Source organism: Candidatus Limimorpha sp., from assembly GCF_056203535.1.
The window spans coordinates 36,866-60,759 of sequence record NZ_JBADWU010000084.1; the positions used below are offsets into that span (position 1 = coordinate 36,866).

Genomic DNA, 23,894 nt, shown 5'->3' on the forward strand with positions numbered 1-23,894 from the left:
AACTATCTGTTTATTAAACATCAATTTAATTATTCCATTATATACAATAAGTCTGCAAATATAAAACATTCTCCCAAAGAAAAACACTTTGGGAGAAAAAAAATGTGTTTTTTTATGAAAAATCTTGTTTCAGTGCGCCTAAACTACTCAATAAGCGAGACTTGCATCACTCGGCAACCAGCCTTCGCTGCCATTGGCAATCTTGACCTTATTCCATCCATCGGTTTCATCGAGAAGGGTGACTTTAGTGCCTTCGTGAAGGACAAAAAGATCGACACTGCCATCGTTGGGCGAACTTTTCACCGTCACGGCTGGCGTCATAATGATGGCGTGATTCTTTTCCTTTGCCTCATTACGTTTTTCCATTGAAAAAATGAAAGAGAAAACGAAAACCAGCAATGCCAGAATTCCGACAAAGAACCCGACTTTGCGCAAACCCATGCGACGGGCACGCAAAAACAGAAACAAAGCCGCCAAAAGGATTGTGAAACAAATGACGGAAACCGTTGCCCAAGCATTGCTCGAAAACATGTTCTTCACATTGTTCCAGCCTTTAATGATAAATGACTGCGGAATCGATTCAATCTTGTCGGCAATGGCGAGGTTGGCGATTTCGAGGTTGGTCTTCACGTCGGCATTGCTCGGGTCGAGTTTCAAGGCCTTTTCGTAGTAATAAATGGCCATAGGGTAAGTCCCCATTTTATAATAAGTGTTGCCCAGGTTGAAATACAAAGGTACGGATTCCTGTTCGGCCTCGACAATGTTGTTATACAAATCCAACGCACTCTGGTAATTGCCTTCATTGTAGGCTGCATTTGCCTGCTCGAACCATGCATCGTATGATTCCTGCGCTGCTACAAACCTTGGCATGAGCGCAATCGCTATTATTATTAATAAGGTGATACGTTTCATTCTATTATACTTTAAATTATGCTGTTTTTCGGACGCACGCAGTGCTTCACTATATTTCACATTCTGTTGCCAGACGCGATAAATCGCGTCTCTACTCCTAACTCCTAATTCCTCACTCCTAACTACAATACCCTTTCCGCCTTTGAAATCACATCAATACCTTGCTGATAAAGGTCGTCCATCTTCTTGCTGGCATCGCCAGGAGCGAAGCGGGCAAACTCGCAATTGTTCAAGGTATCGACAAACTGTCTGGTCAAATCTTCAGGGACATTCTTGGCCGACATCGCTTCATTGACCGTCTCCATCGACAATTTGGCACGTTCAATGCCAAGCTTGTCGGAGATATAGCCCCACAAAGCCTGCGACATTTCATTGTAGAAATTATTCTGATCCTTGACATTCAGGTATTTCAAGGCATTCTTCAAACGGCCTCGAGCTACCTTGGTGGCTTTCTTGTTGCGGGTCTTGGCTTCATCCTGACGCAAAGCTGCACGTTGCTTCGAGACAATCAGCAGCACGATGAAAGCAATGAGAAGCACAAGCAATATCACGAAATAGGCCGGCGAAGCGAAGAAGAAACTGTTCGAGTTTCTGAGATGCGCATTGCCCGTCATGATGTGGCGGATGTCGCTACCCAAATACTTGATGCCTTCCTGATTGGAAGCGTAAATCGTATTGCCGTCAGCATCGCCGCCTTCACCCTTTTCGACATGGATGTCGTATTGGTCGGAACTCAAAGCCGTATAGGTGCCATTGGTAGGATTTAAATACGAAAATTCAACCGGCGCAATGGTGAAATCACCGACACGACGCGGAATGACAAGATATTCAGCGCGTTTCGTTCCCGATATTCCATTTGCAGAAGGATTGGCATCAACGACAATCTTTGGGTCATAGACTTCAAAATCAGGCGGGAAAACAGGTTCCGGCATTTGAAGCAGTTCTATGTTGCCTTGACCCGAGACCGTCAGAGTCAAGGTGAAGGCTTCGTTGGTCTTGAGTTCGGTCTTGTCGATTTCCGACTTGAAATTGTAATTGCCCACGGCGCCTGCAAAACTTGCCGGCTTATTATCTTCAGGCAAACTCTTCACATCGATGCCAAGCGACGAGCAACTCAATTCCTTTTGCACATTCGTGTAGCCACCACCGAAAAACGGATCATTGAAGAACATATCGAATGGATCCATGCTGTTGCGACGGTTGCTGCGGCTTGTGGGCACCTGAGCGATACATTCAATAGACATTGGGTCAATAACCAATTTGCCGGCACGCTGCGGCACAAGTACAACTTTCTGAATTTCAGCCGTTGTGTATTCAATGCCATTGACAACTTCCGAACCCTGACGCAAGGCACCGCCATTGTTATCACTAATGTCTTTCATCCAAGCACCTGCGTAGGACGGCATCTTGGAAACCGAAAGCGATGAAACGCCAACCTTGGTGTAAAGTTTGTAAGTCAAGACAAGCTGTTCGCCCAAATAAACGGTTTTCTTTGAAGGCGTGACCTTCAGGAACAAATCCTTGCCGCTGACCTGAGGGTCGTTGGAGCTTTGCTGCTGTTGGCTTTGGCCACCTTGGGCATATTGAGAATTGCCACCGTATGCATTGCCGTTATCAGGCAAAACCTTGATGTCCAAAGCATTACTTGTCACCTTATCGCCTTTCACCGTCACCGATGCAGAACCAATGTGAAATTCACCTTCCTTATAGGCCTGCAAGGCAAAAGTGTAAGTGTTCGTGACGGAATGTGACATGGAGCCGTTGATCATCTGGAAACTTGAACTCGATGAGGTGAAAGGCCCACCAACGACATTGAAACCGTCAAACGAAGGTGCCTTGAAGTTCTTGCCTTCCGCATTCAGTTCGTAGACAACCTGAAACTTCTCTCCCACCACGACCTGTTTCTTGGCCGATGCCTTCAAGGTGACATCTTGCGCCCAAAGCATGGCCGGTGCCAAAAATCCGATTATCAAAAGCAATCTAACTATCTTCTTCATACGTAATTCTTTTGAAGCTGCAAAAATAATGAAATTTACCATTTACCAGTCTTTCTCACTCTGACGTTTCGGTTGGGTCCTGATTTTTTGTTCGTTGACCTTCTCCATCGTCTTCTTTTCCTGGTTTTCCAAAGCATCCAACATGCGCTGAGCGTCCTCTTTCGACATTTCCTGATTCTGCTGCTGTTGCTGCTGATTCTGTTGTTGCTGCTGCTGTTGGTCTTGTTGTTGCTGGTCCTGCTGGTCCTGCTGGTCTTGTTGCTGTTGTTGTTGCTGTTGTTGCTGCTGCTGGTCCTGGTTCTGATCTTCATTCTTTTCGAAGACAGCCGAGACCACGACATCGAAATCAGGCATGGTGAAGAAATTGCCCAAAGGCTGGATGTGAATCGAAGTGTCGCCATCCATCGTGATGCGGTATTCCTTGAATTTGTAGCCTGGTTCGGGCGCGTTGCGCAAAGCCACCGTCTCGCGAGGCGTAGCCTCCGAAACATCGAGCAGGACATGACCGCCTTCCACCAAAGTGTCGGGCGTCACCTTATAATAACGGTCAGCTTCGACAAAAGTTGCCTTCACCGTGACATCGGTCTCCAGCATCTGGAAGACGTTTTCGTCGGAAACCAGTGCCGACATGGTAGGATCGGTATCGCTGACCACGCGCAAATCGGCAAGCTGATAACCTTTATCCGGGGTGACAATCACGCCAATATTCTGACCTGGGACAGCCAAACTGTCGGAGACGCGAATCGTGCCGTTTTCAGTGGCATCCACATGAACGTGCAAAGCCGTTCTGAAAGTTGCCGTCACCGTCACATCAAAGTCAGGCATGGTGAAAACCGTGTCGTTGACCGGTATCGTGTCGTTGCGGTTGCCCGTCTTGTAAACCGTGTATTTGTCGACCATGTAATTCAGTTCAGGTTGGGCACTCAGCACAACCTGCTGACCTTCAACGGCCTTTTGCTTGTCGGCCATCACCGTACCGTGAGGAATGTTTTCTTCAATCGAAATCTTGTGTGCCTGCTTGAATTCAGCCGACACCAAGACATCGAATTTCGGCATGATGAAACTGCTGCCGCTCACCTCAACCGTGACCTCGGTATTGTCGGCACGCACCACAATGTATTTCGACAAGGCATAACCTTCTTCGGCCTGTGCCGAAAGCGTGACCTTCTGTCCGTTGAAAGCCACTTCTTCAGAAGCCTCAACCGAGCCATGCTCCATACCTTTATATATATAGATGTGGCTCTTGACCAAATGCGCACGGCAATATTCCAGATTGTAAAGCGCATCGGCATTGTCAGGGTTCAGTTTCAGCGGCACCTTATATATATTAAAGGCATCATAAAACTTATCCTGGGCCAGAAGGCAGTTGCCCATATTGAAGACGGCATTCGATTTCAGTTTGGCATCGGACGTCATGTCGAGTACTTTCTGGAACGTCTCGTATGCACCATCATAATTTCCCTGCGCATACAAGGCATCGCCCAGATTGAACTGTGCATTGGCATTGTTGGGACGCGCTTCCAAAGCCTTCTTGTAATTGACCTCAGCCTCGGCATAATTCGAGCGCTTGTAATTGCGGTTGCCTTTACGAATCAGCTTCACATCGGTTTGTGCCGACAGCGAAACCGTCATCACGAAAAAGGCCAGTGTCAATATGTATTTACTGAATGTTTTCATCTTTCTTCTCAAAAATGTTAAACTTTCTCTCCCACTCTTTCTTGCCCGACGAAATGAAAATCTCTATCAGCAGCAGCATGAGGGCCGCTGCAACGAACCATTGGAACTGGTCTTCGTAATCGGTGAAGACCTTGGTCTCGATTTCCGACTTATCCATCTTGTTGATGTCGTCGTAAATCTTTTCCAGACCCACATTCGAATTGCTGGCACGCACATACAAGCCATTGCCTGCCGAAGCGATTTTCTGCAACATCTGTTCGTCGAGACGGGTGATGATGGTATTGCCCTGACGGTCCTTGCGGTATCCGATCTGATGACCATACTGGTTGTATTCCGGAATCGGGGCGCCATCAGCCAGACCCATGCCTATGGTATAGACCTTCACGCCTTGCTTGGCGGCTTCCTGTGCTGCCTTGACAGCTTCGTCATTCTCATGGTCTTCACCATCGGAGATGATGATGATGGCCTTGCTGTGGTCTTCTTCAGAAAACGACTTCATAGCCAGATTGATAGCCTCGGCAATGGCCGTACCTTGCGATGCCACAAGGCTGGTGTTCACCGTCGAGAGGAACATCTTGGCAGCGGTATAGTCGGTGGTGATTGGCAGCTGCACGAAAGCCTTGTCAGCAAAGACAATGACACCGATGCGGTCGCCCTTCATGTCGCTAATCAGCTTGTTGATAGCCTGCTTGGAGCGTTCCAAACGGCTCGGCGCAATGTCCTCCGCATTCATGGAATTGGAGACGTCGACGGCAAGATACAAATCGATGCCTTCGCGCTTCACCTCTTCCATCTTCGAGCCGCTCTGCAAGTTGGCTAAAGCCAAAATGAGGCTGGACACCATCAGCAGGAACACGACAAACTTGAAATTGCGACGACGCGTAGAGTATGACGGGACAAGATATTCGCGCATTTCGGTGCTGGCGAAACGCTTGAACTGCTTGTTCTGCCTGATGCAAATCAGAATATAAATGATTATCAATAACGGAATGACTATCAGACCGTAAAGATATTCTGGATGTTCAAATCTTAATACGTTTTCCATAGCCTTAATCAGTTATCGTTCTAAAAACAGTCTTGCGTAACAGGAACTCAAGCAAGAGCAATGCCAAAGCCCAAGCCACGAAAGGATAAAACTCTTCGTGCAGGCGACGGAACTCCGTGACCTCAATCTTGGAACGTTCCAACTTGTCGATTTCCTGATAGATTTCATCCAATTTCTGATTGGAAGTCGCACGGAAATACTTGCCGTCGGTAGAGTTGGCAATGCTTTGCAGCAGTTTCTCATCAATTTCGACTTTCATCTGCTGAATCTGCTGACCGAAAGGCGTCTGCACGGGATAAGGTGCCGTGCCGTAGGTGCCAACAGCAATCGTATAGACACGGATGCCAAACAGTTTTGCCATTTCGGCAGCCGTGTACGGGTCGACGGAACCGGCATTGTTCATACCATCGGTCAACAAAATGATGACCTTTGAGATGGCATCGCTGTCCTTCAGTCTGCTGATGGAAGTGGCCAAGCCATCGCCAATGGCAGTACCATCGTCGATGAGACCGTTCTTCATCTCGGCAAGCATATTGAGCATCACGCCATGGTCAGTGGTCAAAGGCACTTGGGTGAACGATTCGCCTGAGAAAATGACCAGACCCATGCGGTCGCCCGGACGGCCTTCGACAAATTCCGAAGCCACATTCTTGGCAGCCGTCAAGCGGTCGGGCTTCAAGTCGCGGGCCAACATGGAACCTGAAACGTCCATAGCCATCACGATGTCGATGCCTTCAATATTGGATTTCTTATTGGTCGATGCACTTTGCGGACGTGCTATGGCAATGATTAACAAGGCCAAAGCCGCCATTTTCAAAGCAAAAAGCAGGTGACGCAGATAGGCTTTCCATGTCTTCGGCAAGTTGGTGAAACCGCTCATGTCGGAGAAACGCACCGAGGCTTCCTGTTTCCTGTGGCGCAACACATACCATGCAATGGCCAGAGGCACAATCAAAAGTCCCCACAAAAGACCGGGATTGGCAAATTCAAGTTGTTCAAACATTTTCCTGTCCCTCCTTCTTTTCCGCTTCCTTGGCGGCAGCCTTCTTATTGGCCTCGATTTGCACTTCCTTGGCTTTCATGTCCTGATAGTGTGCATAACTCTCATTCACGAAATCCGTCATGTTGTTCATCGCCACATCGTTTTCCAACGAAGTAGTGGAATATTTGGCAAACTTCACCAAGTCAGCAAGTTCCATAGTGTCTTTCAACTTACCGTAAATCTGTTCGTTGAAACGCAATGGCTTGATTTCCTCCAAAATAGCATCAGTGGTCATCTCAACGGCATTCACGCCAAACTGACCTTCGATGTATTCGCGGGCGATGTCGGACATGGAGGAGTAATATTCCTTCGTCTTGCCCAACTGCCAGAGTTTCTGCTGACGCAGGTTCTCCAAATCGTCGATGGCCTTGGTGTAAGGCGGGATGACTGGTCCTGAAACGACATTGCCGTTTTCATCGACTTTCGGCTTGCGATGCTTCAGATAGAACCAAATGCCGAGACCTATCAACACGAGCAAGAGCAGACCCAACAGCCACAGGAACACATCGCGCATACTAATTGGTTCCGCAATAGGCTCAACGATAGGACGATACGACTGTGTGGTGTCGACCGTGATAGTCGTCACGAACAAATCAATCGGGTCGGTGAGCGCCTGCATACGCATCGGGTCGTCGAACGACTTGGCGTAGGTCAAAGCCACCGATGGCAACTGGACACGGCCCGTGTCGAAAGTCATCAAGGTCAAAGTCTGGTCGACGATGATGTTGCTATCGGCATCGGCAGTGCGGTTGACTTGGCCTCTTTTCAGAATGTCGATCTGGTCGGAGAGCGCATCACCGGCAAACTCGTTCCATTCCACATAGTAACCATACGGCACTTTCAGGTGCAAATTCAAGTCAAATGGCTTGCCGACCGACACGTTGGCATCATCCACCTCGCCCGACACTTCGATATTTTGTGCCGAAGCGAAGAGCCAGCAGCAGCAGGCCATGACAAACAAAATACATTTCTTCATCTTCTTGATTCCCTTTTCTTGAAAAGTTGCATCAATGGTTTCACATAATCTTCATCGGTATAAATCAAGGTGTTATCAATGCCATGCACGCTGAAAGTGCGGCTCAATTCGGACGATTTATACTGAATCATCTGCTGGTAAGCCTTGCGCCAAGCGTTGCTTGAGGTATCCACCCAACGGTCGACACCTGTTTCCGAATCGCGGAATTTCACCAGACCCACTTTCGGGATGTCCATCTCACGACGGTCGGTGATACGCAAGGCGACGAGATCGTGCTTGTTGGCGGCAATCTGCATTTCCTTTTCAAAACTCTTAGTGGTCATGAAGTCGGAAATGAGGAAAGCCGTAGTGCGACGCTTGATGGCACTGGTGAGGAAACGCAAGCCTTCGCCAATGTCGGTGCCTCTTTCAGTCGGCTGGAAGTCAACAATTTCGCGGATAATGCGCAAGATATGCGAACTGCCCTTCTTGGGCGGAATGAATTTCTCGATCTTACTACTGAAGAAAATCACGCCCACCTTATCGTTGTTCTGAATGGCCGAAAAAGCAAGCACGGCGGCCAGTTCTGCCGTCAAGTCGCGTTTCGACTGCGACAGGGAACCGAAATCGTTTGAGCCGGAGACATCTATGAGCAGCATGACCGTCATCTCACGCTCTTCCTCAAATATCTTGACGAAAGGACGGTTGAAACGAGCCGTGACATTCCAGTCGATATTGCGGATGTCGTCGCCGAACTCATATTCGCGCACCTCGCTGAAAGTCATACCACGGCCCTTGAAGGCACTATGGTACTGGCCCGAGAAGATGTGGTTCGACAGCCCTCGCGTCTTGATTTCGATTTTCCTTACCTTTTTAAATATATCGTTTGTTTCCATTTTTGATGTTATCAGTTTTCGGTTTTCAGTTATCGGTTATCAGTTTTCAGTTATCAGTAAACTGTAAACTGAGAACCGTAAACCATAATCTGTAAACCTATCACTTTCAACACTTTCACTTTTTATTATCACTTGGTGGTATCACATCATCATCTGACGGACCTCCGTTTCCTCTCACAGCATCAATCAATTTAGCTATCATCTTTTTGATTTTCTTGATGTTTTCTTCCTGAATGGTGTGTGTCTTCTTATCTAGGAATTCAATATCGCGCAAAATCAGCAATTCTTCCTCAACCTCTGATGCAGAGCCCATTGCCATATCCAAAAAATGTGCAAAATCTTTTGAAGTGTGGTGTCCGCAACCTTCAGCTATGTTAATAGGTATAGAGAAAGCAGCCCTTCTGACCTGTGAAGTAATACCGTATAGCTCTTCTTTCGGAAAACTTCTGGAAATCCGGAAAATGCCAACGGCAAATTCATGACTCACTTCCCAAACCTTTAATTGATGATAGTCTTGCATTGTGTGTTGTTTTTGTGGTTATCAGTAATCGGTCTTCGGTTTTCAGTTATCAGTAATCAGTTATCAGTAATCGGTCTTCGGTTTTCGATATGTATAAACTGTAAACTAAAAACTGAAAACCGTAAACTGAAAACTGTGAACTGAAAACCAAAAAAGAATCACGGAACCTCAATCGTATTCAGAATTTCGTTGATGATTTCTTCGGTGGTGACGTTCTCGGCTTCAGCTTCGTAGGTCAGGCCGATACGGTGACGCAATACGTCAGGAGCCACGGCACGGATGTCTTCAGGGATGACATAGCCGCGACGCTTGATGAAGGCGTAAGCCTTGGCAGCCAAAGCCAGATTGATGGTAGCACGAGGCGAACCGCCATAGCTGATCATGTTGGCAAACTTCTTCAGTTTGTAATCCGACGGGAAACGTGAAGCGAAAACAATGTCGGTGATATAGTTTTCAATCTTTTCGTCGAGATAGATTTCGCGGCAGACCTCACGGGCACGGATGATGTCTTCCGGCTTGATGACGGCATTGATTTTTGCAGCGGCACCGCTGATGTTCTGACGGAGGATCTGCTTTTCTTCTTCTTTCTTAGGATAATTGATGACGACTTTCAGCATGAAACGGTCGACTTGAGCTTCAGGCAGCGGATAAGTGCCTTCCTGTTCAATCGGATTCTGGGTAGCCATGACGAGGAAAGGATCCGGCAGTTTGAAGGTCTCGTCGCCAATGGTCACCTGATGTTCCTGCATGGCTTCGAGCAAAGCACTCTGCACCTTGGCGGGCGAACGGTTGATTTCATCGGCAAGGACGAAGTTGGCGAAGATAGGGCCACGACGCACCACAAACTCTTCCTTCTTCTGACTGTAAATCAAGGTACCTATCAAGTCGGCTGGCAGCAAATCAGGAGTAAACTGTATGCGGGCGAAGTCGGCATCGATGGCACTTGCCATTGATTTAATAGCCAATGTCTTAGCCAAGCCCGGCACGCCTTCAAGCAAAATATGTCCATTAGCCAAAAGGCCGATGAGCAAACGTTCGGTCATCTGTTTCTGTCCCACGATGACCTTGTTCATTTCCAAGTTGATCAAATCAACGAACTGGCTCTCCCTTTGGATTTTCTCGTTCAGTTCACGGATGTCTGTTTCAATCATTTTCGGTATTATTTTTTGTTGTTTATCATTCAATTTTTGAGCGTGCAAAAATACGCTTATCTTTCAGAGATTAAACTCCTATTTAATAATTTTATTGTGGGAAGATGAAAGAAACAGGAAAAAGAAAAAAATGTAGGGTTTTTCTCAGTTTTCGACAAAAACAGAGTAAACAGATTGGATGGAATCAGTAATAAAAATTACTCCTAATTCGCTCCGCATTTACTGACTGCCACCATGGACGGAAAAGATTCTTGAAAGATTTGTGTCCAAGAAGGCACTGCGGGAGTCAACATACTCAGCAGAGAAAAACCAATGGTTTATGAAAGATTCATGTCAGATTTATGACCGAAAAAAAAACAATACGACTATTGCGTAATTTGAAAATTCGTACCTTTGCCCCCAAATATCTTTGAACGAATATGAAAAACGAAATCGTATTGAGTGGCATCCGCCCTACAGGCAACCTCCATCTTGGCAACTACTATGGTGCCGTGCGCAGCTTCGTGAAGATGCAAGAAGACTATAATTGCTATTTCTTCATTGCCGACTGGCATTCGCTGACCACACATCCTACGCCTGAAAACATACAGAAGTCGGCCCGCACCATTTTGGCCGAATATCTTGCCTGTGGCATCGATCCCGAAAAAGCCACCATCTATATCCAAAGCGATGTGCCGGAGACTTTGGAACTCTATCTCTATTTCAACATGAATGCCTACATCGGCGAATTGGGCCGTGTGACTACTTTCAAGGAAAAGGCCCGTCAACAGCCTGACAATGTGAATGCCGGACTCTATACCTATCCCACGCTGATGGCTGCTGACATTCTGCAGCACCGTGCCAAATGGGTGCCGGTAGGCAAGGACCAGGAACAGAACATGGAGATGGCCCGCAAGTGCGCCCGCCGTTTCAACAATATATATAATGTGGAGTTCTTTGCCGAACCACAGAATTACTATTTCGGTGGCGACGCCATTAAGGTCCCGGGTTTGGACGGCAGTGGCAAGATGGGCAAGAGCGATGGCAACTGCATTTATCTTTTCGAAGACGAAAAGACCATGCGCAAGAAAGTGATGCGTGCCGTTACCGACAGCGGCCCAACTGAACCCAATAGTCCAAAACCAGAGGTGATCCAGAACCTTTTCACGATGATGAGCATCGTCAGCGAACCGGAAACGGTGAAGTATTTCGATGAGAAATGGAACGACTGCTCGATTCGCTATGGTGACATGAAGAAGCAACTTGCCGAAGACATGGTGAAGACCATCGCCCCGATTCGTGAACGCATCGTGGAGTTCTCGTCCGACGAGGCTCGTCTCGACCGTATTGCACGCATGGGTGCCGAAAAGGCGCGTGAAAGCGCATCGAAGACCCTGAATGAAGTGAGGAAAATCATTGGTTTTAAACATTTCTAAGCCTTAGCTAATGGCTAAAGGCTAATAGCTAAAGGCTGAAAAAATGGGAGATTTTGTAACATACGAGAAGATTCCGGAGCGTGCCGTCCTGATTGCCGCAGCAACACGCGAACAGAGCCGTGAGCGCACGGAAGAATATTTGGACGAACTGGCTTTCCTCTTGGAGACGGCAGGCGGTGTGCCCGTGGCACGTTTCGTGCAGGCCATGGACCGTCCGAGCAGCGTGACCTATCTCGGTTCTGGCAAACTGGAGGAGATTCATCAGTATATCAAGGCTGAGGACCTGCAACTTGCTGTGGTCGACGACGAACTGAGTGCCACGCAACTCCGCAATATGGAGAACGCCTTGGAGTGCCGAATTTTGGATAGGACCAGTCTGATTCTGGATATTTTCGCTTCCAATGCGCACACCTCTCACGCAAAAGCACAAGTGGAGTTGGCGCAATATCAATATCTTCTGCCGCGTCTGACCCGAATGTGGACACACTTGGAACGCCAGCGGGGCGGTATCGGAATGCGCGGTCCTGGTGAAACCCAGATTGAGACTGACCGCCGATTGATTTTGGAGCGTATTGCCAATCTGAAGGAGAAGCTCAAGGAAATCGACATGCAGAAGACCGTGCAGCGTAAGCAGCGTGGCAAACTGGTACGTGTTGCACTGGTGGGCTATACCAACGTGGGCAAATCGACGATTATGAACCTGCTGAGCAAGTCGGAGGTGTATACCGAAAACAAGCTTTTCGCTACGCTTGACACTACGGTGCGCAAGGTTGTGGTCGAAAATCTGCCTTTCCTGTTGTCCGATACGGTTGGTTTTATCCGTAAACTGCCGCATGGCTTGGTGGAATCGTTCAAATCGACGCTTGATGAGGTGCGCGAGTCCGATATTCTGCTGCACGTTGTCGACATTTCCCATCCCGATTTTGAATCGCAGATCGAAGTCGTCAACCAAACTTTGAATGAATTGGGCGCATCGGATAAGAAGACCATCATGGTTTTCAACAAGATAGATGCTTACACATGGGAAGAAAAAGACCCTGACGACCTGATGCCGACCACCAAACGCAATGTCTCCTACAAAGAACTGAAACAGACTTGGATGGCCAAGACCGACAAGCCTTGCATTTTCATTTCTGCAAAGAGTCGCGACAACTATCAGGAATTCAGGGATTTGCTCTATAAGGAAATCCGCGATATGCACGCTATCCGTTATCCGTATGATAATTTCTTATATTGAATAAGTAACTGAAAACAATATATGTTATGGGCATTTATTTAAATCCAGGCAATGCGCTGCTGCAGCGAGCCAGAAAATCGGAAATCTTTATCGACAAGTCGATGATGATTGCCGAACTGAACAAACTTGTTGATACAGAGAACAATTTCTTATGCGTATCCCGTCCGCGCCGTTTCGGCAAGAGCATGATGGGCAACATGATTTCGGCCTACTATTCGAAGGGCTGCGATTCGCGAGAATTGTTCAAGGACTTGAAGATTGCCCAGGACAAGAGCTATGAGACCTATCTCAACAAGCTGAATGTGGTCAAGTTTGACTTGAATGCCATGTTCCGTTTGGCAGGTGATGAGGAAAATCTGGTAGGATTTATCACGGAACTCGTTCTTGACGAGTTTAGGCAGACATTCCAAACAGTAAAGTTCAAAGACAACGACTCGTTGGCTTTGGCGATAATGAAAGTTTATGCCGCAACGGGCGAGACTTTTGCCATCATCATCGACGAATACGACGTGCTTGTTCGTGAGCAGGTGTCACCGAAACTGTTCCAATCGTATCTTTCTTTTCTCAACGGCCTGTTCAAGAATGCCGACCTTTCGCCTGCCATCTCACTTGCTTATCTCACAGGCATTCTTCCCGTCATTCGCGACAAGATACAGTCGAAGCTGAACCTCTTTGATGAGTATTCCATGACTGATGCATCGCAACTTGCCGAATTTGTCGGTTTCACAGCCGAAGAAACGAAAGCACTATGCGAACTGTACGGCATGGACTACGAGGAGTGCAGGCGTTGGTACGATGGCTACGACCTGAATGACATACATGAGATTTTCAGTCCGAAGTCGGTGGTGAGTGCCATGATGAAACATTCGTTTGGCAGCTACTGGACGCAGACCGGCTCCTACGAAGCCCTGAAACTCTATATCCTGATGAACTTCAACGGCATGAAGGACGATGTTGTCAGGATGATAGGCGGCGGGAAGGTCGATGTGAACGTTTACAAGTACCTGAACACGATGACGGATTTCCACAGTAAAGACGACGTGTTCACCTATCTGATACATCTGGGCTATCTGGCCTACGACCGCGAGACCCGCCAGTGCTATATCCCGAACAGTGAAATCAGGGAACAATGGATATTCTCTGTTGAGAACGAGCAGGACTACCAGCCTGTCATCAAGCTGGTGAACGATTCGAAGGCACTTTTAGAGGCGACCATCAACAAAGACGAGGAAGCCGTTGCCGCCGCCTTGACCGAGGCCCACCTGCGCACCACCAACCCTTTGACCTACAACAACGAGGCTTCCTTCCAAAGCGCCATCGGCCTGGCTTATTTCTACGCCAACCTGAAATACACGGTCATCAAGGAACTGCCGACGGGCAAGGGCTATGCCGACCTAGCCCTGATTCCATACGTGCCGAACATTCCGGCCTTGATTATCGAGTTGAAAAACAACAAGTCGGCGGAATCGGCGATTAACCAGATCAAGAAGAAGAAATATGATGACCTGCTGGAACACTACCGTGGCAATTTACTTTTCGTGGGTATCAATTACGATGAGAAAACTAAGGAACATCAATGCAGAATTGAGGAACTATTTTCATAAATGTCATGGAAATGTTTTTCGTTGATACACATACACATATCTACGACAAGGAATTTGACACCGACCGTGCCGAAGTGGTGCAGCGTGCCGTTGAAAACGGTGTGCAGATGCTGCTACTGCCCAATGTGGATGTCAGCACGATTGCGCCTATGCTCGATACTTTCGGCCAGTTCCCCGAACATTGCCGCGTGATGATGGGCTTGCAGCCCGAAGAGGTGCGTGAGGATTACAAAAAGGTGATGGCCTGCATCGAGAAGGAATTGGAGAAGGATATATATATAGGTGTGGGTGAAATCGGCCTGGATTTTTATTGGGACATGTCTTTTGAAAAACAGCAGCAGGAAGTCTTTGAGCTTCAGCTGGATTGGGCAAAGCAACTGAAACTGCCCGTTTCCATTCATGCCCGCAATGCTTTCGACAAGATGCGTGCCATTTTGGAAAAGAAGCAGGATGGCGGCTTGCGTGGCGTGATGCATTGTTTCAACGGAACCCTCGACGATGCAAAGGCTTATCTCGACCTCGGTTTTCACCTCGGTCTGGGTGGCGTGACCACTTACAAAAACTGTCCGGTAAAGGATTTCCTCTCCGAACTGCCTTTGGAACGGATTGTCCTTGAGACCGATGCCCCGTATCTTTCGCCCGTTCCGCATCGCGGCAAACGCAACGAACCGACCTTTATGGTTGATACGGCGAGACGGATAGCCGAAATAAGGCAATGCCCGCTTGAGGAAATAGCTGAGGTTACTACTGAAAATGCACTTGGTTTGTTTAATTTAATGGTCTAAAAGTAAAGTTGGTTATCGGTTTATGGTTATCAGTTATCAGTTTACAGTTATCAGTTGTCCAATAGTCCAAAAGTCAAAATGTCCAATAGTCCAAAAGTCAAATCTTTAAATCGTTAAATATTAAATCTTTAAATCAAAATCCAAGAAGTCTAAAAGTCCAATTGTCAAAATACTCCAAACAATGATACAACGCGAAGAAATATCCATTCTGGTGCTTTACACAGGCGGCACCATAGGCATGATGCAAGACCCGAAAACGGGTGCTTGGGCGCCTTTCGATTTCAGTAATATCTACACCCATGTCCCGATGTTGCGCGATTTGGGTTACAAAATCGATTTCTATTCCTTTGACCCGCTGATTGATTCATCCAACATGGATCCGGCGTTTTGGATTCGTTTAGTGGATAAGATTGAAGAAAACTATGAACTGTATGATGGTTTTGTCGTCTTGCACGGCTCTGACACGATGGCTTATACGGCCTCTGCACTGAGTTTCATGCTCGAAAATCTGAACAAGCCAGTCGTTTTGACAGGTTCGCAGCTCCCGATGGGTTTGGTGCGCACTGATGGCAGGACGAATTTCCTTGGTGCCATCGAAATTGCTGCTGCCAAGCAAGATGAGGTGTCGATTGTGCCTGAAGTTTGCATTTTCTTCCAGAATCAGCTTTTGCGTGGCAACCGCACGACGAAGTTCAATGCAGAAGGCTTCGATGCTTTTGCTTCCTGCAATTTCCCGAACCTCGCCGATGTGGGTATACATATTAAATATAACAAGGAGAAAATCTTCAAACCGAATTTCAAGAAGCTGAAGGTTCACAAGAACATGGATAGCAACGTGGGCATCCTGAAATTGTTCCCAGGCATCTCCGAATCGTTTGTCCGACATTTCCTCTCAGCTCCCGACCTGAAGGCCGTTGTGCTGGAAACTTTCGGCTCGGGCAATGCGACCACGGCACCTTGGTTCCTTTCCGCCTTAAAGGAGGCTGCCGATAAAGGCTTGATTATCCTGAATATAACGCAATGCGAATCGGGTTCGGTTGAAATGGGCCGTTACGAAACAAGTCTCGGCATGGGTCAAATCGGGGTCATCAGTGGCCACGACATGACCACCGAGGCCGCCATCACCAAACTGATGTACCTGATGGGAGAGGGACTGTCGATTGAGAAGACAAAGAAGCTTTTGGAAATGTCAATTCGCGGCGAAATGACGGAATGAAGAAAAAACTTTCCATAAAATAAAACTCAAAATCCTGCGTTCAATAAGTGATTATCAATGCTTTGGGAAATATTTCGAGAAAAAAACAAATAATGTTTCTGAAAGTTTTGATTTTTCAATTAAAAAAATGCGTACTTTCGCAACGATTTTGTAGGGTTTGAAGGGTTGGAAATAGGCCATGGAGAGATGTCCGAGTGGTTTAAGGAGCACGCCTGGAAAGTGTGTATACTCCAAAAGGGTATCGCGGGTTCGAATCCCGCTCTCTCCGCAAATAACTGAATAATTGTAAGTTAGAAATTAATTAATTCAAAAAAGTAATAATCAACATTTAAATTAACTATGAAAAAATTAATTGCTTTCCTCATGGTTGCTGGTTTTATGACATTCGGTATCAGCAATCTCGTCGTTGCTCAAGAAGAGCAAGCACAACCAGAAGCAACAGAACAGACCGTTGCTCCAGAAGAAGCCACTCCAGCTGAGGCTGTTGAGGCAGTAGAAGAAGAAGTTGTAGAAGCTGTTCAGCCAGCTGAAGAAGCTCCTGTAACTTTCCGTGAATCAATCAAGAAGCAGTTCATCGATGGTGGTCCTGGTTTCATGGGCATCGTGTTGGTCATCCTCTTGATTGGTATGGCAGTTTCAATTGAAAGAATCATTTATCTGACGATGGCTGACGCTAATTCGAAGAAGCTCCTCGCTGGCATCGAAGATAAGATGAAGGCTGGTGATGTTGAAGGTGCTAAGCAACTCTGCAAGGACACACGCGGTCCTGTTGCCAGCATTTTCACTCAGGGTCTCATCCGTCTGCAGGATGGTCAGTCACTTGAAGAAGTCGAAAAGTCACTCGTTTCTTACGGTGCTGTCGCTGCTGGTAAGCTTGAAAGCGGTTTGAGCTGGGTCGGCCTTTGCATCAGCTTGGCTCCTATGTTCGGTTTCATGGGTACTGTTGTCGGTATGATTCAGGCTTTCGATGATATCGCCGCCGCTGGTGATATGAGCCCAACCATCGTTGCATCAGGTATGAAGGTCGCTCTGTTGACCACCGTGTTCGGTCTGATCGCAGCTATCATCCTTCAGATTTTCTTCAACTTCATCGGAACTAAAATCGAAAAGATTACAAGCGACATGGAAGATGCTTCCATCAGCTTTATGGATATCCTCGTTAAGTACAACAAATAATAAGTAATAATCATGAACGGTAAGCTTTCAAACATCGGTAAGTGGGTTCTTGCCGTGCTGGCTCTCATCACTGTCGCTTTGGCCGTGTATTTCTACATGGACCTCACGAGTGATTCCCGCACGTCAATTATCCTGAATTGGGGCTACATCTTGATTATACTTGGCATCGTTATCGCATTGCTCTCTGTCATTATTTCCGGCGTTGTCAAAGGTATCAATGGCAAGAAGATCTTAGTTGCAATTGGTGCAATTGTTGTTATTGGAGTTGTAGCATTTATTATGGCAAAAGGCAGTTTCGACATTCCTTATCAGGCTGGTGATGTCACCTATTCGGGCAACACACACGGCTGGGTCGAATTCGGTCTTGATTTCTTTTATGTAACCCTTGGAGTCAGCATTCTTTGCATCCTCTATTCAGTTATTAAATCAGGTAAATAAAAACACTTCATCATGGCCAAGAAAGTTCCAGAAATTAACTCGAGTTCGCAGGCTGACATAGCATTCTTGCTATTGTGTTTCTTCCTGATGACCACTTCAATGGACGTCGACTACGGTATCACCCGTCGTCTGCCTCCTCCTGTCGAAGTCAACGACGAAGACGTGAAGGTCAAGGAAAGAAATGTGATGAATGTTTTGATTAACAAAAACGATAGACTGTTGGTCAATGGCCGTCCTTCCGACATTTCTTTGCTGAAAGACCAAGCCAAGGAGTTTATGACTCCACGTCCAAACGACCCAACCGCTCCTGAAGTCGAAACCAAGACTTTCGACCTCGTTGGTGACGTTTTGATGTCGAAGGGCGTTATTTCCTTGCAGAATGACCGCGGTACTTCGTATGCTATGTATATCAGTGTGCAGAATGAGTTGGCACGCGCCTTCAATGAAATGAAGGAGGAATTGGCAGTTCAGAAATTCCACAAGCATCTCGACCAACTCAACGAAGATCAAACTAAAGCTATTAATGATGCTGTGCCAGTACGTGTCAGTGAAGCTGAACCTGTTGTGTACGGTAATAATTAAAGGAGGATAAACTATGGGTAAATTCAGAAAAGAAGGTAGCAAGGAAGTGCCACAAGTGAGTACCTCATCACTGCCGGATATCGTTTACATGTTGATTTTCTTCTTCATGATTACCACCTCAATGCGTGACGTTGAACTGAAAGTCAAGACCGCCATGCCTAAGGCTTCCGAAATCCAAAAACTCGAAAGGAAGGCATTGGTGAGCAGCATCTACATCGGCCCTCCGCGTGATACCAAGCTCGGTACCGAATCACGTATCCAGCTCGATGATGCTTTCGCCCGTCCGGACGACATCGCCGACTGGATTATGAAAGAACGTGAATCACGTGCTGAAGCTGACCGTCAGTTAATGACGACTGCTTTGAAGGTGCATAAGGATACCCGTATGGGTGTCGTCACCGACGTGAAGCAGGAGCTTCGTAAGGTTGGTGCATTCCGTATCAACTACACCACGCTCAAGGGTAGCGCTCTTGAAAATCAGAGATAATCATTTATTTGTCTGATATTGAAAAAGGATGGCGAAAGCCATCCTTTTTTATTGTTGTAATGAAATGGTTGATTGAAAGTTTTGAAAATATTGAAAGTTTTTAATTCTTTTGATTTGTTTTTTGCCTAAATTTGTATTTTCATTCAATCCTAAATGGTACTTGAGTTATGTCTATTGAAATCAAAAAGATAGCTAATCGTAGTGATTTAAAGAAGTTTATACTTTTCCCTTACGAATTATACAAAGATTGCGAAAACTGGGTTCCCGCTTTAAGAGGTGATGAATTTGACACTTTCAATCCTAAGCATAATGGTGCTTTTGAATACTGCGAGGCCGATTATTTTTTAGCCTATAAAAATGCCAAGATAGTTGGCCGTGTGGCTGCCATCATCAATCGCAAGGCAAACGAGACTTGGCATCAGCCTGTTGTCCGTTTTGGATGGATTGAGTTCATTGAAGATGTCGAGGTGCTGCAGGCTTTGATTGATGCGGTTTCAGCATGGGGAAAGGAACGTGGCTGCACTTTAATAAAAGGGCCGCTTGGCTTTACCGATATGGACAGAGAAGGTCTTCTTGTGGAAGGATATGAGCATTTAAGTCCTTTTACTTGTCTTTATAATTTCCCTTATTATGACAGGCTCTTGAAACAAATCGGGTTTGACAAGGATGTCGACTGGACACAATCAATTGTCGATATTCCCGATGTTCTTCCCCCCTCTTTTCAATATACTGATTTGATAGAAAGGCGTTTCGGACTCCGTGCAGCTAAAGCCCATACGATGTTAGGGATGTGTCTACGCTATGGCATGTCTATTTTTCACATGTATAATGAGACCTTTGCTCCGCTTTTCCAATTTACGCCTCTTACCGACCGTCAGATTAAACGTTATTTGCTGACTTATATTCCAATCCTGAATAAAGACTTTGTCTGCGTCCTGATTGATGCGAATGATAAGCCTGTGGGGTTCGCTTTCTGTGTTCCTTCGCTTTCGAAAGTTGTCAAGAGAAGCAATGGCCGTCTGTTGCCTTTCGGTTTTTTGCGCATCCTTCATGCCATCAGGCATAACGACACCTTGGAGGCTTTGATGATTGGCATTCTGCCTGAATATCAGGGTAAAGGAGGCATAGTTCCGATTTTCAAGTATATTCATGAAAACTGCATAAAGTTTGGCATTACCAAGATGATTACTAATCCTCAGCTTGAGACAAATTATAAGGTGCAGTCGATTTGGAATGACTATAAGACGGAACCTTTTATGCGTCGTAGATCTTACTGTAAATCAATTGAATAATTAAAATATTTATAAAATGCGACATTATTTTTATGATATGATTCCGGCTGACGAATTGGCTCAGCTGACTTACATTCCGACAATGCCGGAATTTGTGAAATGGATCGGTGAAAAATGGGCGGACAGGCCTGCCGTTTCAGATACAGTTGTCACATACACATATAAGGAAATGTGCAGAAGGATTGCACGCCGCCGTGCTTTCCTAAACGGATTGGGCTTGCAAAAAGGTGACAAGGTCGCCATTTTGGAACTCACCTCTATCGATGCCGTTGAAATGTTTCTGGCCGTGACATCGGCTGGTTATGTTGCCATCAATTTGCCGGCACAATTGCCAGCACAAGCTGTGGTAGGCTGCTGCATGAAATTCGGTGTCAAGGTGCTTGCAGTTAGAGATGAATTTATGGATAGGACGCAAGGTGCTCCTTGTGTTGTCATTTCTTCTTCATCCATGGCTGAAGTTGAAGCTCCTGTGGCTGAAGTCGACCGCAACGATGCCGCCGCCATTTTCTTCACCGGTGGAACCACCGGCGCACCAAAGGGTGCAATCCTTCCGCATCGTGCCTTGACAAGAGGTGGTTTCAACGGCTGTTTTGCTCCAGGAAGCCAACTCTTTGGACAAAGATATATCTGCCTGTTGCCGTTGAGCCATGTTTTCGGCTTGATTCGCAGTACTTTATCAGCATTCTATTCAGGCTCACTCTGGTTCTCGGCCGAAGACATGAAGGCCACCATTAGCAAATTGCCGATGATTAAGCCTACAATCCTGATTTTGGTTCCTGGCCTTTGTGATGTGTTGATGGGTCTTGCCAAGATGTACGGGCCTCAATTCCTTGGTGGTCAGTTGAAAATGATTATTTCGGGGGCTGCCAATGTGCCGCCGCGTTTGATGACTGAATTTGACAAATTTGGCATCAGTTTGCTGGCTGGTTACGGCATGACGGAAGGTGCTAATCTGACAACGGGTAATGCCGATGTGAAAACGCATCCGACTTCGGTTGGTAAGGTTTATCCGGAACAGGAAATCAAAATCGTGAATGATGAAATCTGGTTCCGTGGTGACAATGTATTCCTTGGCTATTACGGTGATCCCGAAAAGACAAAGGAAACCCTGACTGAAGACGGTTGGGTGAAAAGTGGTGATTTAGGTCGTATCGATGAAGATGGTTTCGTTTACATCACGGGACGTATCAAGAATCTGATTATCCTTGCTAACGGTGAAAATGTTTCGCCGGAGACCATCGAAGAACCTTTCTACAAGTGCGATGCCCTCAAGGATTGTCTTGTGAGGCAAGAGGAAGTCGATGGTTTACCTGTCATTACTATGGAAATCCTGCCTCAGCCAGCTGCTTTTGCAGGAAAGAGTCAGGAAGAAATCCATGCTTTCTTTAAGGATTTGGTCGAAAAGGTGAATGCGGAACTGCCATCAACACATCGTGTTGCGAAGTTTACAATCCGCACTGAAGATTTTAGGCGTACAGGTTCACTGAAAGTTTCACGTAATCAATGATTTGGCATGACACAAGAAGAAATTTTAGCTGGCTTGAAAGTGATTTTCGCCAACATTAGGCCACAGGTCGATATTAACACAATTGGCATGGATTCCAACTTGCTCGAAGACCTTTATTTGGATTCGCTTTCCATGTTGCTGATGTCGTTGGCAATTGAACAGAAATTCAATTTCCAGTTTGAGACGCAAGCTCCTTTTAAAACAGTTGGAGAGGTCGTTGAATATATTGCCGGAAGGGTAAGTTGATAAAATGAAAGAATGACTTTGAACAGCCACTTAGAAATCAAAAAGCCTATCCCAAAAAGGACAGGCTTTTTTTGATGTTTTCTTTCAGCACCAATCTCAGAGGGCGATGTCTTCGCCGCTTGCGTTCTGGAAATTGTACTGCAAGGCGTGGAAATCGGACATGGACTGCACCTTGAAGGATTTGCCGTATTTCCGCATCCACTTGTAACGGATTGAAAACAGCCCTTTCGTCAGGTAGGCGTGAATGAAAGGATGCACTTGCAGTGTGATGTGGTTCTCGTTTTGGTCGAGGAGCAAGTACTTGAGGTTGTTTTCGATTTCGTCGATGAACAGGATGGCAGGGCGGATTTTGCCTTCGCCGTCGCACACGGGGCATTTTTCCTGCACTTGGATTTCGGTCTCCGGGCGCACGCGCTGGCGCGTAATCTGAATCAGTCCAAACTTGGTAGCCGGAAGGATGTTGTGCTTGGCGCGGTCGTGCGCCATGGCTTCGCACAGTTTAATGTAAAGTTCCTTGCGGTGTTTGGCTTCCGTCATGTCGATGAAGTCGACGATAATGATGCCGCCCATGTCGCGCAGGCGCAGCTGGCGGGCGATTTCGACGGCGGCTTCCAGATTGACCTGAAGTGCGTTTTCCTCCTGTGAGTTGTCCTTGTTCACGCGGTGGCCGCTGTTCACGTCGATGACGTGCATGGCCTCGGTGTGTTCAATGATGAGGTAGATACCGTTTCTGATGGTGACAACGCGACCGAAAAAGCCTTTGATTTGCTTGCTGACATTGAAATAGTCGAAGATAGGGTCGTTGCCCTTGTAGAGACTCACAATGTCGGCTTTTTCAGGCGCAAAAGACTTGATGTAGCCTTGTATTTCTTCATAAAGCGTCGGGTCGTCGACATGTATACTGTTGAACGACTCGTTCAGCAAATCGCGCAGCATGACGGAAGTCTGGTTCATCTCGCTGACCATTTTCCCGAAAGTAGTCATTTTCTTCATTTCAGCCACGCACTGTTCCCATTTGGCCACGAGGGACTTGAGGTCGGCATCCAGTTCAGCCACTTTCTTGTCCTCGGCGACGGTGCGCACAATGACACCGTAGTTTTCGGGACGAATGCTTTGGATGAGTTTCTTGAGGCGGGTGCGTTCGGCATTGCTGCGGATTTTGTGTGATACCGAAATGCGGTTTGTGAGTGGCGTGAGCACCAAAAAGCGTCCAGCGAATGAAATTTCGGCGGAAATTCTTGGGCCTTTTGTCGAGATGGGTTCCTTGGCAATTTGAACGGGGAGGAGGTCGCCAACATTAAGATAATCGCCAATGCGCTCGTTCTTAGGAACTTCTGGTTCAAGTTTAAAGTTCTCCATCGAAACGCCATCGGCACCCGACATCACCAAGTTCTTGAATTTTTGCAAGGAACTGATCTGCGGACCGAGGTCAAGGAAATGAAGAAACGCTTCCTTCGAATAGCCCACATCGACAAAAGCCGCATTGAGGCCCGGAAGTATTTTCTTAACCCGGCCGAGATACACATCACCAACCGCAAACTGGTTGTTAGTCTTCTCTTTGTGAAGTTCGACAAGTACGTTGTCCTCCAGCAGAGCGATGTCAACCTCCGAAGCACGCGAACTGATGACAATGTCGCGCACCACTTCCTTCACTTCAATTCTTTCTTCTTGTTGTTCTTCGGACATGTAGTTTGCTTTTTTAAGTTGACTTTTC

The 23,894-nt window shown here is 46.7% G+C and carries 22 protein-coding genes and 1 tRNA gene; 13 read left to right on the plus strand and 10 right to left on the minus strand.

Going from position 1 to position 23,894, the window contains the following annotated elements:
- Positions 1–147: 147 nt before the first annotated feature.
- From AC06MN_RS09865 to AC06MN_RS09905, 9 genes are all read right to left on the minus strand, one after another.
- Complete coding sequence (locus AC06MN_RS09865) at positions 148–912, minus strand: tetratricopeptide repeat protein (RefSeq protein WP_475672205.1); 765 nt, start codon at positions 910–912, stop codon at positions 148–150.
- A gap of 122 nt (positions 913–1,034) precedes the next feature.
- Complete coding sequence (locus AC06MN_RS09870) at positions 1,035–2,909, minus strand: BatD family protein (protein WP_475672206.1); 1,875 nt, start codon at positions 2,907–2,909, stop codon at positions 1,035–1,037.
- A gap of 42 nt (positions 2,910–2,951) precedes the next feature.
- A complete protein-coding gene (locus tag AC06MN_RS09875) occupies positions 2,952–4,586 on the minus strand; it encodes an InlB B-repeat-containing protein (protein WP_475672207.1) in 1,635 nt (544 codons plus the stop codon).
- Positions 4,570–5,631 carry a VWA domain-containing protein gene (locus AC06MN_RS09880; protein WP_475672208.1) on the minus strand — a complete coding sequence of 354 codons (1,062 nt, stop codon included), beginning with the start codon at positions 5,629–5,631 and terminating at the stop codon, positions 4,570–4,572. The genes AC06MN_RS09875 and AC06MN_RS09880 overlap by 17 nt, the downstream gene beginning before the upstream one ends.
- Positions 5,632–5,635: 4 nt before the next feature.
- Complete coding sequence (locus AC06MN_RS09885) at positions 5,636–6,634, minus strand: vWA domain-containing protein (RefSeq protein ID WP_475672209.1); 999 nt, start codon at positions 6,632–6,634, stop codon at positions 5,636–5,638.
- On the minus strand, positions 6,627–7,649 hold the full coding sequence (locus tag AC06MN_RS09890) for a hypothetical protein (RefSeq protein ID WP_475672210.1): 1,023 nt from the start codon (positions 7,647–7,649) through the stop codon (positions 6,627–6,629). Before AC06MN_RS09890 ends, AC06MN_RS09885 begins: the two co-directional genes overlap by 8 nt.
- The gene (locus AC06MN_RS09895; RefSeq protein ID WP_475672211.1) at positions 7,646–8,524 is read right to left on the minus strand and encodes a DUF58 domain-containing protein; all 879 of its coding nucleotides are present in this window, start codon (positions 8,522–8,524) and stop codon (positions 7,646–7,648) included. The genes AC06MN_RS09890 and AC06MN_RS09895 overlap by 4 nt, the downstream gene beginning before the upstream one ends.
- Before the next feature lie 115 nt (positions 8,525–8,639).
- On the minus strand, positions 8,640–9,044 hold the full coding sequence (locus AC06MN_RS09900) for a four helix bundle protein (protein WP_475672212.1): 405 nt from the start codon (positions 9,042–9,044) through the stop codon (positions 8,640–8,642).
- A 158-nt stretch (positions 9,045–9,202) separates the two neighbouring features.
- Positions 9,203–10,195 (minus strand): AAA family ATPase, encoded by a 993-nt coding sequence (locus AC06MN_RS09905; protein WP_475672213.1) that lies wholly within the window; start codon positions 10,193–10,195, stop codon positions 9,203–9,205.
- A 419-nt stretch (positions 10,196–10,614) separates the two neighbouring features.
- Here AC06MN_RS09905 and trpS point away from each other — a divergent pair, with 419 nt between their 5' ends.
- The 13 genes from trpS to AC06MN_RS09970 all read left to right on the plus strand — a co-directional run bounded on the left by trpS (position 10,615) and on the right by AC06MN_RS09970 (position 22,180).
- Positions 10,615–11,610, plus strand: coding sequence for a tryptophan--tRNA ligase (gene trpS, locus AC06MN_RS09910; RefSeq protein WP_475672214.1), 996 nt, complete (start codon positions 10,615–10,617; stop codon positions 11,608–11,610).
- 43 nt (positions 11,611–11,653) lie between these two features.
- Entirely contained in the window at positions 11,654–12,847 is a 1,194-nt protein-coding gene (hflX, locus tag AC06MN_RS09915; protein WP_475672215.1) for a GTPase HflX, read from the plus strand.
- Between the two features lie 26 nt (positions 12,848–12,873).
- On the plus strand, positions 12,874–14,451 hold the full coding sequence (locus tag AC06MN_RS09920; RefSeq protein ID WP_475672216.1) for an AAA family ATPase: 1,578 nt from the start codon (positions 12,874–12,876) through the stop codon (positions 14,449–14,451).
- An 11-nt stretch (positions 14,452–14,462) separates the two neighbouring features.
- On the plus strand, positions 14,463–15,236 hold the full coding sequence (locus AC06MN_RS09925; protein ID WP_475672217.1) for a TatD family hydrolase: 774 nt from the start codon (positions 14,463–14,465) through the stop codon (positions 15,234–15,236).
- 184 nt (positions 15,237–15,420) lie between these two features.
- On the plus strand, positions 15,421–16,452 hold the full coding sequence (locus tag AC06MN_RS09930) for a type I asparaginase (RefSeq protein WP_475672278.1): 1,032 nt from the start codon (positions 15,421–15,423) through the stop codon (positions 16,450–16,452).
- A gap of 180 nt (positions 16,453–16,632) precedes the next feature.
- A tRNA-Ser gene (locus AC06MN_RS09935) sits at positions 16,633–16,720 on the plus strand.
- 71 nt (positions 16,721–16,791) lie between these two features.
- A complete protein-coding gene (locus AC06MN_RS09940; RefSeq protein WP_475672218.1) occupies positions 16,792–17,628 on the plus strand; it encodes a MotA/TolQ/ExbB proton channel family protein in 837 nt (278 codons plus the stop codon).
- 12 nt (positions 17,629–17,640) lie between these two features.
- On the plus strand, positions 17,641–18,066 hold the full coding sequence (locus AC06MN_RS09945) for a hypothetical protein (protein WP_475672219.1): 426 nt from the start codon (positions 17,641–17,643) through the stop codon (positions 18,064–18,066).
- Between the two features lie 12 nt (positions 18,067–18,078).
- Complete coding sequence (locus AC06MN_RS09950; RefSeq protein ID WP_475672220.1) at positions 18,079–18,648, plus strand: ExbD/TolR family protein; 570 nt, start codon at positions 18,079–18,081, stop codon at positions 18,646–18,648.
- 13 nt (positions 18,649–18,661) lie between these two features.
- Positions 18,662–19,135 (plus strand): ExbD/TolR family protein, encoded by a 474-nt coding sequence (locus AC06MN_RS09955; RefSeq protein ID WP_475672221.1) that lies wholly within the window; start codon positions 18,662–18,664, stop codon positions 19,133–19,135.
- A 167-nt stretch (positions 19,136–19,302) separates the two neighbouring features.
- A complete protein-coding gene (locus AC06MN_RS09960; protein WP_475672222.1) occupies positions 19,303–20,427 on the plus strand; it encodes an N-acetyltransferase in 1,125 nt (374 codons plus the stop codon).
- A gap of 16 nt (positions 20,428–20,443) precedes the next feature.
- Positions 20,444–21,934: a class I adenylate-forming enzyme family protein gene (locus AC06MN_RS09965; RefSeq protein WP_475672223.1), complete on the plus strand. Its 1,491-nt coding sequence runs from the start codon at positions 20,444–20,446 to the stop codon at positions 21,932–21,934.
- A 6-nt stretch (positions 21,935–21,940) separates the two neighbouring features.
- Entirely contained in the window at positions 21,941–22,180 is a 240-nt protein-coding gene (locus AC06MN_RS09970; protein WP_475672224.1) for an acyl carrier protein, read from the plus strand.
- A gap of 96 nt (positions 22,181–22,276) precedes the next feature.
- On the opposite strand, the gene AC06MN_RS09975 is transcribed toward AC06MN_RS09970, so the two are convergent.
- Entirely contained in the window at positions 22,277–23,824 is a 1,548-nt protein-coding gene (locus tag AC06MN_RS09975; protein ID WP_475672279.1) for an Rne/Rng family ribonuclease, read from the minus strand.
- Between the last annotated feature and the right edge of the window lie 70 nt (positions 23,825–23,894).